Raw genomic sequence first — 15,692 nt, 5'->3', positions numbered from 1 at the left:
GTTGAAATGAATCGTAATTGGGAAGAATTTTTGGCTCCTTACCATCAAGCGGTGGCGGAGCTAAAAGTAAAGTTAAAAGGAATGCGAACCCAGTTTACTATGCTAACGGAGCATTCCCCAATTGAATTTGTAACAGGAAGGGTAAAATCGGTAGCAAGTATTATTGATAAAGCAGAAAAACGAGGAATTCCGTTAAATCGACTGAGAGAAGAGATGCAGGATATTGCGGGACTGCGCATGATGTGTCAATTTGTTGATGAAATCAAACCAGTTGTGGAATATCTCCGCAAACGCAATGACTTTGAAATTGTGGAAGAGCGAGATTATGTCACGCAGAAGAAAGAGAGCGGTTATCGCTCTTATCATGTTGTCATTAGTTACCCTGTTCAAACCATTTGCGGAGAGAAGAAAGTGCTGGTTGAAATTCAAATTCGCACGTTAGCCATGAATTTCTGGGCAACCATTGAGCATTCTTTAAATTACAAATATAGCGGGCGTTTCCCAGAAGATATAAAGGTACGTTTGCAACGTGCAGCCGAAGCTGCGTTTTTGTTAGACGAGGAAATGTCTTCGATTCGCTTTGAAATTCAAGAAGCGCAAAAGATTTTTTCAAGGAAACAAGAAGCGAAAGAATCTGAATCATAAATTAAAGGGTGTTGGGCAATGAAATTTACAATTATGTCAAAGGGAGATCAATCATCAAATGCACTTGCGAGTACGATGAAAGAGTATTTGCTTGATTTTGGATTTACAATGGATGAAAAGGAACCCGATATTGTAATTTCTGTTGGGGGAGATGGAACGCTTTTATATGCATTTCATCGCTATTGTCATCGTTTAGGTGAGACAGCGTTCGTCGGTGTACATACTGGACATTTAGGATTCTATGCGGATTGGCTACCGACAGAGGTAGAGAAATTAGTAATTGCGATTGCAAAAACACCATTTCAAGTAGTGGAATATCCGCTTTTAGAAGTGATTATTCGCTATGTGAATGGAGGGAAAGAATCACAGTATTTAGCTCTAAATGAAGCGACTGTAAAAAGGGCAGAAGGTACATTAGTTACGGAAGTAGAAATTCGCGGGGAATATTTCGAAACATTTAGAGGAGACGGGCTTTGTATCTCTACTCCTTCAGGAAGCACAGCTTACAATAAAGCGCTGGGCGGGGCAATTATTCATCCGTCTATTGAAGCGATTCAAATTGCGGAAATGGCATCGATTAATAATCGCGTCTTTCGTACAGTGGGTTCTCCACTTGTTTTACCAAAGCATCATACATGTGTCTTAAAGCCGACTGTAGGAATGAATTTACAAATTACAATCGATCATTTAACAATGGTTCACCAAGATGTGAAATCAATCCAATATCGCGTAGCAAACGAGAAAGTACGATTTGTTCGTTTCCGTCCGTTCCCATTCTGGAAACGAGTTCGTGATTCATTTGTTACGGATGAATAGAAAGGGTTTATCTATTTGAAGAGATTTACATTAAAATGGGATATAACGGAAGCGGAAGAAGGAGTTCTCATTCGAGAATTTGTTAAAACGAAAGGGATTTCTAAAGCCGCTTTAACTGACATAAAGTTTCATGGCGGAGCGATTGAAGTAAATGGTGAAGAGGCAACGGTTCGTCACATATTAAAAACAGGAGAAATATTGCAAATCTTTTTTCCGGTAGAGGAAAGAAGTGAAGGGATGGTAGCTGAAAAGATTCCACTGTCGATTGTATACGAAGATGATGCGGTTCTTGTTATCAATAAAGAACCGTACATGTCAACCATTCCGTCAAGGGAACATCCAACAGGTAGTATCGCCAATGCACTTCTTTATCATTATGATACGCAGAAACTTGCAAGTACAGTGCATATTGTAACAAGGCTCGACCGTGATACTTCAGGATTGATGTTAATTGCGAAGAATCGATTTGTCCATCACCTCTTATCGAAACAGCATCAACAAAAACAAGTAAAACGAACATATGAAGCAGTTGTCCACGGAAGGATGTTGAATGAGTCAGGTACGATTGATGCGCCAATTGGAAGAAAGAGCGATAGTATTATTGAACGGATGGTACGCGAAGATGGTCAAAAGGCTGTCACACATTTTCAAGTGCGAAAACGCTATTCTAACAAAACACATGTTGCATTGCAATTAGATACCGGTAGAACGCACCAAATTCGGGTACATATGGCACATATTGGACATCCATTATTAGGGGATGATTTATACGGCGGGCAATTGGATTTAATAAAGCGTCAAGCGCTTCACAGTAAATCGTTGACTTTTTATCACCCGATTTTGGAGAAGGAAATGTCATTTTCGGCAGATATACCAACAGACATGCATACTGTTTTAGCGAGAGAATAGTAAAAAAACAATATGGAATGATAAAAGCTGTCCTCATGGAAGAGGACAGCTTTTAGCGAAATAATATTAAAATTTGGTTTGGACCTGTACGCTTCATAACAAAATATCCGCTCGTTGATGCTGTAGCGATACCGTTATCATTTGGGCGGCAATATCCGTGTGTTTGGCAAGTACCATCATCACGTACTAATATTTGTCCAATTAATCCGACAGGTACCCACTCTGGTCTCTCTCTTCTCGGTGTGTATTTTATACTTGGGTTCCACTCCGCATGAATCATAGGTTCTTTCTCTTCTCCTACATATTTTCGTTGTCCCCATTCATCTGTTACATAGCGGCTATGCCAGCTTAACGGAGCACTATTACCAATAATAAGAGGAGTGGCGCTAGAGATCCCTAATATAAATGAATCTGTAGCGTTTGCTTTACGGATTTTTTCTTCTGTATCGAATGTCACGAAATATCCCACATCAATTGTTTTTTGATTGGCTGTTTCAAACATTTGTGCATAGTCTGTTCCACTCGCGTTATAAGAGGCACCTTCAATGTACATTTCGCCGTTATGAGCGAGCCATTTTGCCCCTAAACCAGGCATAGAATGGTGAGTACCGTTGGCGATGAACCATGAATATGGTTGTTCTGCGGAGCCGAATTTCCCCATAATATGAGCACCTGCAAAATGAGCTGTCGATGTATAGAGCCCTTCGGCATGTGAAGAGAATCCAGCTGCTACAGTTGCTGTCCCTTCTGCATGGGCAGCATCGCCTAAAGCAATCGTATATTTTCCTTCCGCGTGTGCGTAATTTCCGCTAGCTGTCGTTTCACTTCCCTCACTATGTGAACTATGTCCAGTTGCTTTTGTTTTGGAACCTTCAGCATGTGCAAAGACATTGCTTGCATGTGTAAGAAGCCCTTCAGCATGTGAGGCAATGCCATCTGCTTTCGTATGTCGCCCTTCTGCATGGGCATATTTTTGTGTTGCTGTTCTTTCTTTCGAATCTTGTTTCTCCACAGGATGGGCTGGATTTGGTTTTAACAAGTTTTTTATCTTCTGTACCTGATTGGTAATATATTCTAGATTTTCTGGCTGTGGTAATTTAGGGGGCTGTCGTCTTTTTTCTGTTCTGTTTGTACATTGAATATGATTATGAGATAAATTGTTTTTAGAAAGACGCTCTTTTTTTCTTTGGAATTTTTCTGCTTTTCGATTTGCGATATATTGGATGATTGGATCTAACTTTGTATCATTTTCTTCAGCCATTTGATTACCTTCAAGAACTTCTAAAGCGGCAGCACGAATGCTACACCAATTATTCATACCGTAGTTAGGGTGATACATGGGGAAGAAAGATTGTTTTTGTCTGGAAGATTTTTTCTTCATTTTGGCACCTCCTGCGACAGTATATGCCACATAAATGAAAAAAGAAGCAAAATAAAACGCATCTTTTCAATTTCTTTCTTATTTTTTCTTACAAGGTGAAATGCGTTAGAAATGTATTTGATTGGATCTCTAGTAAGACTCCCACCTCAAAACATAGAGAGAAAGTAAGATGGGAGTAGAGCGATTCATGAAAGAAGATTCATAATGAGTCGGATGCAGATTAAAGTTTTGTTTTATGAAATGGGGCGGAATTTTTCAGGAACAAATGGTAAGGAAGATGGAACCGAAATCGTTTCCATTTCAGGATAGCGAAGTCCAGTGAGTTTTCCACCAAAGACCGCACCCGTATCAATATTTACTGTATGATTGACAAAACGAGGTTCTTTAACAGGCGTATGCCCATATACAATCCAAGCATTTCCTGTATAATTTTGGGCCCAATCACGACGAACGGGAGAGCCATCAGGATGTTTTTCACCTGTAATATCACCATACAAAACAAAAGTTTGAACCTTTTTATCTGCCCTCCCTATGTAATCTTGCCTTATACCAGCGTGACATACAATCAATTGATTGTTATCAAGTATGTGATAGAGTGGAGATTGTTCATATAGGTCGATAAATTTATGTTTTATGATTGCTTGCTCATTAGAGGATAGAGCTTTATATTCAGCAACAGTTGTTTCTAAGCCATGCGCAATTGTTACATTACGCCCAAGAAAGAATCGATACAATTTATTGCAATGATTTCCTGGTGCATAATAAGCTTGTTTTTGCTTAATTACAAGCTCCCATACAATTTCAATCATCTGTAATGATGCTGGACCGCGGTCGGTAATATCCCCAACAAAGGCGAGTTGTCGCTTTTCAGGATGAATCGGAAGACCGCTATCCCAATTATATCCAAGTTTCGTTGTTAATGTTTTGAATTCTTGAAAACAGCCATGAATGTCTCCCATAATATCATATTTCATTCGATAACCTCTCATTCTTCTTTTTTTATTAGTATGCCTAAAGAAAAGTAAGAAAAACCATATCCACAATAGATATGGCTTAATCAAACATAAATATTTTTGTTCGCGATCGTACATTTAAGATAAATCCAATTGCAATCATATAGGTGAGCAAAGAACTACCGCCATAACTCATAAGAGGAAGGGTAATCCCAGTAATGGGAAGTAGTCCAATTGTCATTCCGATGTTTTGGAATACTTGGAATGTAAACATTCCAATTGTTCCCGCACATAGATAACTGCCGAATGGATCATTGCTTTCTAATGCGATATGTATCATTCGATAGATGAGCAAGAAAAAAAGAGAAATAACGAAACTTGCTCCTAAAAATCCAAATTGTTCTGCAATATTAGTAAAAATAAAATCGGTATGCGGCTCTGGAAAATATACTTGATTATTGGCCCATCCTTTTCCGTAAAGTTCACCAGATCCGGTAGCTAACAGTGCCTGGCGTAATTGATATCCTTGCGTTTCATATTCATAAGGAGCTAACCAACCATAGAAGCGATCTAATTGGTATTCTTTTAAAATATGTGCTTTAAAAAAGGCTGTATGCTCAAAATAAATATATGTTAAAGTAGCTGCTGCAGTAGTAGCGAGTGCTACTAGACCGATAATAAAGCGCCAGCGTATACCAGAAACTAAAATCATCGCTGCAAGCATTGCTGAAATAACCATCGTATTGCCTAAGTCAGGTTCTTTCGCGATAAGTAGTAGAGGTGGTAAACTTGCGGAAAAAATTTTCCCCAGCAAAATCATGTCTTCACGCGGTGAGTGGAACGGATATTTTTCATTATGGTTTGAAATAATTCGTCCAACCACAATAATAAGAAATAACTTCATAATTTCCGAAGGCTGAAAATTTCCAAGGCCAGGTAATCTGTACCAAGCAGTAGCCCCCTTAATTGTAACAGCACCAGGAATTTTGAACTCAAGTCCGATCAGGAGTATCATTGCGAAGCCATATAGATACCAAGCAATTTGTTTATAACGATCAAAATCAATAATCATAATCGCGATAATAGCTATAATCCCAATGATATACCACTGAATTTGTTTTAGTACAAAATTCACATTTTGTAACAGCGGTGGTAAAGATGGTTGAGCGCTTGCGATGGCAAAACAACTTACAATCCCAATTGCCAATAAAATAAGTAATAATACATAATCGATTCGATATTGAGCATTCTGATCTTTCACCGTATGTAGTCCTTTCTATTGCATGTCATGTAATACAAAAAGACGTTATTCTTGCGATTTTAAGGTAGCGTCTTAAAAATCAGCAAAGAAGATAGAAACTAGAAGTTAGAGCTATTTGAAAGGTCTGAATCAATAAGGATTAAAGAAGCGCACTATTGATTCAAGTTGTACTTTATAATCATATTAGCGAATTTTACATAATTTGCAAATGATTTATTTCATTTTCAAACCTATAAAGAAGAATCTCCTCCTACCTCAAGAGAAGTAGAAGGAGGAACGCCTGTAACAGTTCGATTAGTGAGAATTCACAATGAGTGGGAATGGGGAAAAGGCCACTCAATAAAGAAGAAATTAGTTTTTGAATAATTTTTATTTTGTCTTCTTGAGATTTTGTGATATGATATAATTATATTACCAGGTACTAATAACAGATTGTATTAAATAGATTTAGGGGGATAAATAAATGAATCTTCTCAACTTACAAGGGAAAAATATTATTGTAATGGGTGTTGCAAACCAACGAAGCATTGCGTGGGGCATTGCTCGTTCATTGCATAACGCTGGAGCAAACTTAATCTTTACATACGCTGGTGAGCGTTTAGAGAAAAACGTGCGTGACTTAGCGGAATCATTAGACGGTCAAAAGTCACTTGTTTTACCATGTGATATAACAAATGATGAAGATATCGCACGCTGCTTTGCTACAATTAAAGAAGAAGTTGGTGTCGTGCACGGATTAGCACACTGCATCGCATTTGCGAACCGCGATGATTTAAAAGGAGAATTTGTTGACACATCTCGCGATGGATTCTTACTTGCACAAAATATTAGTTCATTCTCTTTAACAGCAGTTGCCAAAGCTGTGAAACCACTTATGACAGAAGGTGGAAGTATTGTCACATTAACATACCTTGGCGGAGAACGCGTTGTTGCTAACTATAACGTAATGGGGGTTGCAAAAGCTTCATTAGATGCAAGTGTAAGATACTTAGCAAATGACTTAGGTCAACATAATATTCGTGTAAACTCAGTATCAGCAGGCCCAATTCGTACACTATCTGCAAAAGGTGTCGGAGACTTTAACAGCATTTTAAAACAAATTGAAGAGCGCGCGCCACTTCGCCGTAATGTCACACAAGAAGAAGTTGGAAACACAGCGCTATTCTTATTTAGTGACTTAGCAAGCGGTGTAACGGGTGAGAATATTCACGTGGATTCTGGGTATCATATTTTAGGATAATAAGATAACGAATAATACGATAAAAAGGCACACATTTTTGTGCCTTTTTATTTTTTACTTTTTAGCAATTCCTCTAATTTTGTTAAGGAGTGAAGAGCTTGTTTTGGTAAAAGGGAATTTGCGGAAAGTTTTTCTTGATTGGCAGTATTTTTCGTGAGTAGATTTTTTAGAGCATGTATTTGTTTTTCGGCAATTGAAGTTGGACTCGTTCGATGTTCTTGAGGTGAAGAATCATCAGTTGCTAGTCGAATCATGGCTGTTAATGCTCTAGTAATATTTTGTAATGGCAATATGGTAGTAAACAGTGTAAATAAATTTGAAGAAACATCCGGTGAGGTAATTCTTCCTAAAAGTGTTGATACATGTTGAGAAAGTACATTTTGTATTCTCGTAGCAAATGTATTTGAAGTTTGTGTAGGAGTTTCAGTTTTGTTAGTTTGTTCTGCTAAGTTAGGTACAGTTGAATCCTCTTTTGAAGAAAGGGATTCTTTTATTTTCTCAGCAGTTAATTTTTCTTTAGGGAGCTTAACTCCGCCTAGTTCGGCAATTTGAATTAACGTATCTAATCCGTCAGGTTTATCTAATATTGAGAGTAAGAGTTCATTCGGGTCTTGATTTTGGATATCTTTTAACTGTTCGATATTTATATTTTTTCTTGAAGTTTCTATACCCATTAAGTTAGCTAATTTTAATAAGGATTCCAGCCCACCTGGTTTACTTAATATTGATAAAAGTAATTCATGTGAATTTCGATCTTTATTTTGCATTGTGACACCTCCAATCTTATTTATTTTATTCATCTGAAGGGAGTTGTTTTAGAAGATTGATTGCTGCTTGAAGTTTTGTTAACTCTGCTAATACAGCATCTTTATCGATTCCGAGTTTTTGTGTGAGCTGAAAGATATTTTCTAGGGCGGATGGGTTTTCTAGAATGGTTTGAAGTATTTGTTCTTGTGTAAGGGGTGTGGCGGAATTGCTGGAAGTTGGGATAGAAGTAAGAAGTCCTAAGTTTGTAGATTGAATGAAATCCTGCATTTTTTGGACGAGAATAGGATTATTTAAAATGGCGGTTCTTAATTCATCTATATTCGTTGTGGAAAGTTTTTTCAATTGTTCAGGATCGAAATGATCTGTATGAGGATCAGCCCCAGCTAATTTTAATGCCTCTAATATAATGTTTTTACCATCTTGTGAATTAAGGAGCGTCAGCAGTAATTCATTTTGATCAATTTCCTTTGGATCTTTTTCATTTGTCATATTCTAATCCTCCTAATATGGTAAGAAATTTCATACATAGTTACTATAGTAGTAAATGCGTAGAATGAAAAAATGGCGATAGTTGTTCGTTTAGATTTTGATATAAATATAAAAATAGGCTTCTTTACTAGTTCAGTTCGTTTATGTGAGCGTACGGAGTTTGTAAGTTAAATCGAGAAGAGTATGAAACTATATTTGGAAAATAGGTACATATAATAGGACGCTTGTCCGTTACCGTTTATACTCGCTTTGCATGTAATATAGTAGAGTACAAAGGATGGGAGGGGTCATGATGCTTACATTGGTATTAGCGGTTCTGACTGGTCTTTTAGATAGCTTAGTCGCTTTAATTCAAACCTTCTTAACAAACGTTATCGCTCTGGTTAATGCAATAATTGCATAAGTACTAAAGACTCAGTGGGAAATAAGAAAAAATAAAAACAGATATAAAAAAAACCATTCTAATTTTAGAATGGTATTTTTTTGTTTTATGATTATGAAAAAAGAAAAAGCAATATCTAGAGAAAAGTCTAGATATTGCGTTGTTATTTTTGTAATATACTCTATATTTTTAAGGATGATTAGTCACAGCATAATTTAGATACTGATAGTGAAATTGCAATTTCGACTGAAATTAAACCAGTTGTACGGAAGTATACGCGATCGCCTGGCTCTAGGCAAATTGTATCTTGGAATTTGTCTAATAGAGTGATACCTAAGATTAAGCCTGTTTCGTGAATAACTGAAGAACCATCGCATCTCTCAACTACTAATTGTAGACCGATTGGACTTATTAATTCGATACCGATGCCAACGAATGAGCCAATTAAATATTTGCCACATTCTTCAACACGGATTACACCTCTACTTGGAACAGAAACACCACTTCCAGATTTTGCAACTGTATCTAGTGGCACGATTGAACCACCGCTAAGGTTTAAGCTTGCAGAGATTAAGCTTGCAAGATGAGCTGCTGCTCCATCGCAACATTTTTCTTTTGGTAAACAGTCGTCACAGCAACGTTTACAATTGCTTTTACAGTTACCAGAGCAAGTTTCATGATGAGTAGGCTTTGTATATGTTGGAGTATAAGTTGGACATGGACACGCAAAATTGTTTTGATATGACATTTTCTTTCACCCCCTAATTTGTATCTAATATAGTAAATGCATCTGGGATACTATTGGAAATAGGACGAATGTGTATTTTTAAGAGAAAACGAGCAATTGTGATAGTTACCTATTAAAAGGGGATTTTTCTATGAGCGATAGGTTCGTTTACTAGAAATTTGAGGTGTGTACTAGGTCTTTATCAGATTTTTGTTTCATTGATTAGAGGTGTTAGATGAATTCATCAAATTTCTATGCAAGTTCCATCTAATTGCGAATATACATGTCACAAGAGATGTTTTTTTATGTAGGAGGGATTGGTGGTGAGCAGAAGAAAGAAGGAGCGTACACCGTATCCGACATTATATACAACGCAACCGGATTTTTCGGAGAAAAAATGGAATTTACAAAAAACATTTGTAATAAAGAAAGAAGACGAGAACCTTTGAATAGAAAAGATCAGAAGGGAAATTGCTGAGGCGAAGAGAGCAAGTAAAGAAAAAGCTATGCAGGTATCAAATGAAAAAAGTACAGCTCGAAACGAGGAGAATAAAAATGCAGATTTAATTGTTGCAAGTGAGGAACTAGCGGAAGCAGCTTCAAGCCTTTCTGAACAGAAAGGGAGCAAACAAAAGGAATGGCCTCAATCAGTGGAGGGAAAAAATGAAGCGAAAGAATACGAAGCTTCTAAAAAGCATATAAAACGAAAAGAGGCAGAGAAAGAGGATACATTTCATCAAATGGAGAAAGAGCGAGAGGTAAATATGTATGGCGATCCTCCTCAAATTGAGGAGCAGGTGCGAAATGAAAGAGAGGCAGAAAATATAGAAATAGAACAATCGGAGGGAATAGATAGAGGGCAAAAAAGAGAACGTAGTAAGTCGTTTAAGGATATGGATAATGAAGAAAAAATATTATTCTTAATTGATCGACCTCATTATATTGCTTCTATCCGTTGTCAAATTAAAACAAAACAAGATGTGTTTACGGGATATGTACGCGCATATGAAGGTGGTGAAGTACTGCTGGAAGTAAAGCGCGCACAAGAGACTTTTAATCGTTTAATGCCAAGGGAACTCAGAATTCCAATTGACGAGATTATCTCCATACGGATGATGGCGTTTTAAATACGTGAAAAGGTGGTAGACGAAGCTACCACCTTCATAGTTTGTTTGTTTTACGAAATTAGCAACCGCGAACGTGAGTGTCGCGTAGACATTGGATTGCGCAGAAGCAACTTAAATCAACAGTAATACAGAATTGAGATGCTTTTAAACCGAATTGTAGAACGGACTGATAATCTGGTTTCGTGATGCCATTTGAGTATTGACAAATTAAAAAGCGTGCAGCTAAATTCGTAAAGTCGCTTTTATCAATTGTGTGAAGTAAGCTACCTGCTAATAAATCGCAATCGTCTCCACCTAAAGATTCAACGTCTGGGATTAGCACGCGTAATACAGCACATCCATCTTCGTCAACGCTTTCTACTCGTAGAAATGGAGATGGAAGAGGAACGCTTAATGGTACTTCTTTTGTTGGGATAGAGAAGCAGCTTGCTGGAATAAAGAGGTCACCGCATTTATCAAATAGAACGAACGGACGAGTATTTGCGAATGGTGAGTTGCAATTTGCTCCAAGGAAAGGTGTGTCGCAACCGGTTGGACAATTTTCGCTGATGGAATCTTGTAGTTCATCAATAAATCTTACGACGTCAATGACGCAGTTAGATGGAAAATGATGTTGGTTGTCGTTACAGCTCATGAATTTCACTCCTTATCAAATATGTTTTGGATACATTAATAAGATATTGAGTGTGAGACAATTCGGTTACTGCTATAGAAAGGATTTTTATAAATAGGCAGCTATAAGGAAGTGATATAAGTTGATTGTAAATACTTGGTTACTATTTGTTATATTTGCATTTGCAACTTTTCGGCTCACGCGGCTTATTGTATATGATAAAATTACCGCTTTTTTGCGAGCTCCATTTATTGAAGAGTTAGAAATTACTGAGCCAGATGGATCTGTCTCTACATATACGAAAGTAAGAGGAAAAGGACTACAAAAGTGGATAGGGGAATTATTAAGTTGTCACTGGTGTACTGGAATATGGATGAGCGCATTTTTAATTTGTTTGTATGTTTTGTTTCCGCATGTTGCAGAAATTGTATTATGTATACTAGGGATTGCAGGTCTTGCAGCATTTATTGAAACAATGGTAAGTCGTATAATGGGAGAATAATACGAAGCAGCTTATATAGAAAGAGAATCTCATAGGATGAAGCACACGGAAAATGGGGGAACTGGATAAACAAGTTGTTCATATGATAAAAAGAATCATATTGCAGAAAAGAGGAGAGGGTTATATGAGAAATCACTATCAACAAAATTCATATTCTGCTCAGCAATGGCATCAATATTCTGCACAACAGCAAATGCTACAGCAACAAGGGTTTGTAAAGAAAAAAGGATGTAATTGCGGGAAGAAAAATAATAAAAATAATCAACCAAAAGGAAGATACTAAGCACTCACAAATTCGTGAGTGTTTTTCATTGTATTTGATAACGGAGAGGTAGAATCAAAATTTTATTTACTCGTAGACACGGGTACGATTTAATTCTTGCTGAATGATTTGAAGACAATGAGAGAGCCTGGAATGAGAATCCGGGATACGTTTTATTGTTTCATCTCGCAATGAACTAAATATCCATTGTAGGGCGCAGCGAAGACTTAAGCGATATGTCTTTGTACTTTGGAGAAAACCATAGTTGCGTGCTGTTGTAATGAGATGCGTAAAGTCTTCCGTTCCTTCCAATAATTTATGGTGAATTTGTTGTCCAGGATGGTAGCGTAATGAACTTAACGCTTCTGCTATATAAACGGCTTTTCCTTTTTGTAACAAATGAACCCATGAAGCCATATCGATACTACAATTATATTGCCGGCCACTTAAAGTTCCGAAAGGTTCTGTTAAAAAAGGGCGGCGAAAGAGAACGGTTGTCGGTTCTCCGATTATATTTAAGCTTGTTTGTAGCATTACGTCTCCTAATGCAGTGCCATCTAAAATCGTATCGTTAGGAAAAAGTTGAAAAGTGGGCAGCGCATCTTCAATTTGATTTCCAACTGCATTGATTCTTTTGCGATACGAGGTTACTAGAGCAATTTCATTCTTTACATCTTGTGAAAAGTAATGCATCATACGCTGGATTTTATGAGGGTGAAAGAGGTCGTCATCCATTAGAAAATTGATATAGTTGCCTCTAGCATATTCTAGTAGCATAAGATCATTGTGAAATTGTCCCAATGTAGATTGGTTTCGAATATATATAATGTTGTTATAGTTTGGTAAGTAATGTTGACGTAGGAGAGTTTCCGTTTCTGCATTTGTACTATCATCGCCTATAATAATTTCTATGTTGGAATATGTTTGTGCTAGAGCGCTGTCTAATGCAAGTTTTAAGTAATAAGGTCGATTATAAGTCGGTATTAATATGGATACAAGCGGATCCTCTACTAACGCATTCATAGCATAAATTGCCCCTTTATCGTTATTTTTTCCGTATGACAAGAATATCTTGATAGCTGGTGAATGTTGTTCTCCCGCACCATGATCCATAATAGATAGGCTTTGTAACTTCAAAATTATATTGAGACAAGAGGTTGAGCATCCATTCTTCTGGATAGGCAACAGCAAATTCTGGAATATCTTTATTTACAATATAGCAGTTATCCATTTTATGATAAAAGGGGAGAGTGCTAAGACGAGAAGTCAAGTAATAGGAAGAATCAGGGTTCAATAAGAAGAGTGTCAGCAAACAACGCCCATCTTGTTTTATAACACGCGAAATTTCAGATACATAATGTTCTAGTTCTTTTTCAAGTAAATGTGTAAAGACCGAAGTTAAATAGATAAAATCAAATGTATCATCTTCGTATGGAAATTGAAATTCACTTGCTTTTATAGTTCCATTTGGATTATAGAATTGGTGATATATATTTGCGTGCTGGAAATGAAAGTTTTTATATGTAGGAGAAATGTGAGATTGACACCATGAAATACCGTCTTGAAAAATATCAAATCCATGATAAAGAGCTTTGTCATTTATATATTTTGTTAGGGGTACTGCCATACGTCCAACACCACAACCCACATCTAATATAGATTCATGGCGCTGTAAATTTCCGATTTCAATAAAGTATTTCAAAAATTCTTCTCCGACTTTTTGGAAATCCCCACCAACATAATGGATGAGTTCGGGAGGAGGAAGAAGTTCCTTCTGTGAAAAATCGTTATTTTGTCCCATATATATATACTCCTCATTTCTAAAATTGTTTTTTTGGGCGATTTTAGGCAGTAAGACTCCCATCTCAAAATTCAGAGAGAAGCAAGGAAGATAGGTGGTAGCCTTACTGCTCGTAACAGCCCGATTGGTGAGAGCTCATAATCAGTGAGGGATGAAGAAAACCCCCACTGATGGAAGTTTCAATTTCCTTTATTCTTTCCGCCAATAAGCGCCAAATTGATCAATTTCTGTGAGAGCAAATTTGATTTTTCGCTGCTTTTGAAAATCTGCTACAGCTTCTGCGCAAGGTGGTAGACCATAATCATCAATAATAATAAATCCACCAGTTGAAACTTTATCGTATAAATTGATTAAACTATCCATTGTGGATTCGTACATATCGCCATCGAGGCGAGCGATTGCAATTTTTTCAATAGGAGCTGCTGGTAACGTATCTTTAAACCAACCTTTTAAAAATTTGACCTGATCATCTAATAAATCATATTTTTTGAAATTTTCTTGTACTTGTTCGAGTGAAACGCGTAAGTAATCGAATGTATGTAAATAATCATGATAATCTTGTGGGTATGCTTGAACATTTGGGGCAGGGAGTCCTTGAAAGGAGTCAGCGACCCATACAGTACGATTTGTAATTCCATGTGCCTTTAAAAACCCTCGCATGAAAATACAAGATCCTCCTCGCCATACACCTGTTTCAATAAAGTCTCCCTCAATATTTTCACGTATAACGGTTTCCATTGCGTTTTGTAATTGGTTCATTCGTGTGCGCCCAATCATACTATGAGCTGCTCGTGGCCAATCGTTACCATCTTGTCTTTCCTCTTTTGAAATGACAGGCTTTACAATTTTTAGTTGATGAGCTTCTACATATTGTTTAATAAATAGAGGCAATGGGACAGTAACGGGTTCATAAGGAAGTTCTTCTGTAATGTGTAAGGATGCTGGTAAGTATGGCTCGTATTCTAACCAAATTTCAAATAAAATTGTTTTCTTTAGTAATTCAAGATATAGCTGAACGGCTGCTTCATTTTGCATACGTATTCCCCCTGAAAAATGTCATACAATACTATGATTATGTGAAGGAAATGAAATTCATGAGTGAATAGATAATAAAAAAGACAGTAAAACATATAAATGTCTTACTGTCTATGGGAGAAGGGTTAAGCGATTTTTTCAATAATAATTGTAGCGCTTGTTCCAAGAGCGAGAGATAGACCTAGACCGGTAACAACGGCTTCAACTAAAGAAGGAGTAGTTGTAATTTGCGTAATAGCTTGGAGTACAATAGGTGCGCCCAGTGAAATTAAAGTGGTTCCAGATCCTGGAATAGGCACGCCGTTTACTTGAATTGTGAGGCCGCCTAATAGACTTACAAGTGCGGTGTAGGCAATAACAGTAATTTTATAAAATCCAGTTTCATTAATGATAAAGGTATCGGCATCTAGTTGAGAAATAGCTGTACCAAATTGTGCTCCGACTGTATTAAATGGTATTGGCTCATTTACTCCAAGACCTATACTAATTGTGGAAGAGTTAAAGGCATATAAACCTGCTGGAAGACCTGAACTAGTCGGTCCAGTTGGTCCAGTAATACCAGTCTCTCCTGTAGGTCCAGTCGGCCCAGTTGGTCCAGTCGGCCCAGTTGGCCCAGTTGGCCCAGTTGGCCCAGTCGGCCCAGTAATACCAGTCTCTCCTGTAGGTCCAGTTGGTCCAGTAATACCAGTTTCTCCTGTAGGTCCAGTTGGTCCAGTAATACCAGTCTCTCCTGTAGGTCCAGTTGGTCCAGTAATACCAGTCTCTCCTGTAGGTCCAGTTG

General features: G+C 37.3%; 19 protein-coding genes. 8 read left to right on the top strand and 11 right to left on the bottom strand.

The window, feature by feature from the left end:
* Positions 1-6: 6 nt before the first annotated feature.
* Genes yjbM through MR056_RS05320 form a run of 3 tightly spaced genes read left to right on the top strand, consistent with a single transcriptional unit; the run spans position 7 to position 2,370 of the window.
* Positions 7-645: a GTP diphosphokinase gene (gene yjbM, locus MR056_RS05330; protein WP_011984001.1), complete on the top strand. Its 639-nt coding sequence runs from the start codon at positions 7-9 to the stop codon at positions 643-645.
* 18 nt (positions 646-663) lie between these two features.
* Positions 664-1,461 carry an NAD kinase gene (locus MR056_RS05325; protein ID WP_011984002.1) on the top strand — a complete coding sequence of 266 codons (798 nt, stop codon included), beginning with the start codon at positions 664-666 and terminating at the stop codon, positions 1,459-1,461.
* A 15-nt stretch (positions 1,462-1,476) separates the two neighbouring features.
* A complete protein-coding gene (locus tag MR056_RS05320) occupies positions 1,477-2,370 on the top strand; it encodes an RluA family pseudouridine synthase (protein WP_011984003.1) in 894 nt (297 codons plus the stop codon).
* A gap of 52 nt (positions 2,371-2,422) precedes the next feature.
* Here the strand turns inward: MR056_RS05320 and MR056_RS05315 are convergent, their stop codons facing one another.
* From MR056_RS05315 to MR056_RS05305, 3 genes are all read right to left on the bottom strand, one after another.
* Entirely contained in the window at positions 2,423-3,751 is a 1,329-nt protein-coding gene (locus MR056_RS05315) for a peptidase G2 autoproteolytic cleavage domain-containing protein (protein ID WP_011984004.1), read from the bottom strand.
* A gap of 233 nt (positions 3,752-3,984) precedes the next feature.
* Positions 3,985-4,725, bottom strand: a complete 741-nt coding sequence (prpE, locus tag MR056_RS05310; protein WP_011984005.1) for a bis(5'-nucleosyl)-tetraphosphatase PrpE — start codon at positions 4,723-4,725, stop codon at positions 3,985-3,987.
* 79 nt (positions 4,726-4,804) lie between these two features.
* Positions 4,805-5,965 carry an FtsW/RodA/SpoVE family cell cycle protein gene (locus tag MR056_RS05305; RefSeq protein WP_011984006.1) on the bottom strand — a complete coding sequence of 387 codons (1,161 nt, stop codon included), beginning with the start codon at positions 5,963-5,965 and terminating at the stop codon, positions 4,805-4,807.
* Positions 5,966-6,428: 463 nt separating this feature from the next.
* On the opposite strand from MR056_RS05305, the gene fabI reads away from it, so the two are divergent.
* The gene (gene fabI, locus MR056_RS05300) at positions 6,429-7,205 is read left to right on the top strand and encodes an enoyl-ACP reductase FabI (RefSeq protein ID WP_011984007.1); all 777 of its coding nucleotides are present in this window, start codon (positions 6,429-6,431) and stop codon (positions 7,203-7,205) included.
* Between the two features lie 47 nt (positions 7,206-7,252).
* On the opposite strand, the gene MR056_RS05295 is transcribed toward fabI, so the two are convergent.
* From MR056_RS05295 to MR056_RS05285, 3 genes are all read right to left on the bottom strand, one after another.
* Positions 7,253-7,972 carry a hypothetical protein gene (locus MR056_RS05295; protein ID WP_011984008.1) on the bottom strand — a complete coding sequence of 240 codons (720 nt, stop codon included), beginning with the start codon at positions 7,970-7,972 and terminating at the stop codon, positions 7,253-7,255.
* A gap of 25 nt (positions 7,973-7,997) precedes the next feature.
* Positions 7,998-8,462 (bottom strand): hypothetical protein, encoded by a 465-nt coding sequence (locus MR056_RS05290; protein ID WP_011984009.1) that lies wholly within the window; start codon positions 8,460-8,462, stop codon positions 7,998-8,000.
* Between the two features lie 581 nt (positions 8,463-9,043).
* Positions 9,044-9,592, bottom strand: a complete 549-nt coding sequence (locus MR056_RS05285) for a hypothetical protein (RefSeq protein ID WP_011984010.1) — start codon at positions 9,590-9,592, stop codon at positions 9,044-9,046.
* Between the two features lie 302 nt (positions 9,593-9,894).
* Here MR056_RS05285 and MR056_RS22225 point away from each other — a divergent pair, with 302 nt between their 5' ends.
* Entirely contained in the window at positions 9,895-10,020 is a 126-nt protein-coding gene (locus MR056_RS22225) for a hypothetical protein (RefSeq protein WP_255815467.1), read from the top strand.
* A gap of 57 nt (positions 10,021-10,077) precedes the next feature.
* A complete protein-coding gene (locus tag MR056_RS05280; protein ID WP_242136523.1) occupies positions 10,078-10,698 on the top strand; it encodes a CotO family spore coat protein in 621 nt (206 codons plus the stop codon).
* 58 nt (positions 10,699-10,756) lie between these two features.
* On the opposite strand, the gene MR056_RS05275 is transcribed toward MR056_RS05280, so the two are convergent.
* Positions 10,757-11,332 (bottom strand): CotY/CotZ family spore coat protein, encoded by a 576-nt coding sequence (locus tag MR056_RS05275; RefSeq protein ID WP_011984012.1) that lies wholly within the window; start codon positions 11,330-11,332, stop codon positions 10,757-10,759.
* Between the two features lie 121 nt (positions 11,333-11,453).
* On the opposite strand from MR056_RS05275, the gene MR056_RS05270 reads away from it, so the two are divergent.
* On the top strand, positions 11,454-11,813 hold the full coding sequence (locus tag MR056_RS05270) for a DUF1360 domain-containing protein (RefSeq protein WP_011984013.1): 360 nt from the start codon (positions 11,454-11,456) through the stop codon (positions 11,811-11,813).
* 124 nt (positions 11,814-11,937) lie between these two features.
* Entirely contained in the window at positions 11,938-12,096 is a 159-nt protein-coding gene (locus tag MR056_RS05265; RefSeq protein ID WP_041810262.1) for a hypothetical protein, read from the top strand.
* Positions 12,097-12,162: 66 nt separating this feature from the next.
* Here the strand turns inward: MR056_RS05265 and MR056_RS05260 are convergent, their stop codons facing one another.
* From MR056_RS05260 to MR056_RS05245, 4 genes are all read right to left on the bottom strand, one after another.
* Complete coding sequence (locus MR056_RS05260) at positions 12,163-13,098, bottom strand: glycosyltransferase family 2 protein (protein ID WP_011984015.1); 936 nt, start codon at positions 13,096-13,098, stop codon at positions 12,163-12,165.
* A 22-nt stretch (positions 13,099-13,120) separates the two neighbouring features.
* A complete protein-coding gene (locus MR056_RS05255) occupies positions 13,121-13,876 on the bottom strand; it encodes a class I SAM-dependent methyltransferase (protein ID WP_011984016.1) in 756 nt (251 codons plus the stop codon).
* 189 nt (positions 13,877-14,065) lie between these two features.
* Entirely contained in the window at positions 14,066-14,911 is an 846-nt protein-coding gene (locus MR056_RS05250; protein ID WP_011984017.1) for a TylF/MycF family methyltransferase, read from the bottom strand.
* Positions 14,912-15,036: 125 nt separating this feature from the next.
* The coding region (locus tag MR056_RS05245) for a BclA C-terminal domain-containing protein (RefSeq protein WP_472926856.1) at positions 15,037-15,692 on the bottom strand (656 nt) is incomplete at its 5' end.

It is taken from the genome of Bacillus cereus group sp. BfR-BA-01360, from assembly GCF_022663595.1.
GTDB lineage: Bacteria > Bacillota > Bacilli > Bacillales > Bacillaceae_G > Bacillus_A > Bacillus_A cytotoxicus.
This window is presented reverse-complemented; position numbering and strand designations above follow the sequence as displayed.

Coding starts and splice junctions, on each gene's coding strand:
- yjbM (WP_011984001.1), top strand. CDS start 7: ATGAATCGTAATTGGGAAGAATTTTTGGCTCCTTACCATCAAGCGGTG.
- MR056_RS05325 (WP_011984002.1), top strand. CDS start 664: ATGAAATTTACAATTATGTCAAAGGGAGATCAATCATCAAATGCACTT.
- MR056_RS05315 (WP_011984004.1), bottom strand. CDS start 3,751: ATGAAGAAAAAATCTTCCAGACAAAAACAATCTTTCTTCCCCATGTAT.
- prpE (WP_011984005.1), bottom strand. CDS start 4,725: ATGAAATATGATATTATGGGAGACATTCATGGCTGTTTTCAAGAATTC.
- fabI (WP_011984007.1), top strand. CDS start 6,429: ATGAATCTTCTCAACTTACAAGGGAAAAATATTATTGTAATGGGTGTT.
- MR056_RS05295 (WP_011984008.1), bottom strand. CDS start 7,972: ATGCAAAATAAAGATCGAAATTCACATGAATTACTTTTATCAATATTA.
- MR056_RS05290 (WP_011984009.1), bottom strand. CDS start 8,462: ATGACAAATGAAAAAGATCCAAAGGAAATTGATCAAAATGAATTACTG.
- MR056_RS05285 (WP_011984010.1), bottom strand. CDS start 9,592: ATGTCATATCAAAACAATTTTGCGTGTCCATGTCCAACTTATACTCCA.
- MR056_RS05280 (WP_242136523.1), top strand. CDS start 10,078: ATGCAGGTATCAAATGAAAAAAGTACAGCTCGAAACGAGGAGAATAAA.
- MR056_RS05275 (WP_011984012.1), bottom strand. CDS start 11,332: ATGAGCTGTAACGACAACCAACATCATTTTCCATCTAACTGCGTCATT.
- MR056_RS05265 (WP_041810262.1), top strand. CDS start 11,938: ATGAGAAATCACTATCAACAAAATTCATATTCTGCTCAGCAATGGCAT.
- MR056_RS05260 (WP_011984015.1), bottom strand. CDS start 13,098: ATGAATGCGTTAGTAGAGGATCCGCTTGTATCCATATTAATACCGACT.
- MR056_RS05255 (WP_011984016.1), bottom strand. CDS start 13,876: ATGGGACAAAATAACGATTTTTCACAGAAGGAACTTCTTCCTCCTCCC.
- MR056_RS05250 (WP_011984017.1), bottom strand. CDS start 14,911: ATGCAAAATGAAGCAGCCGTTCAGCTATATCTTGAATTACTAAAGAAA.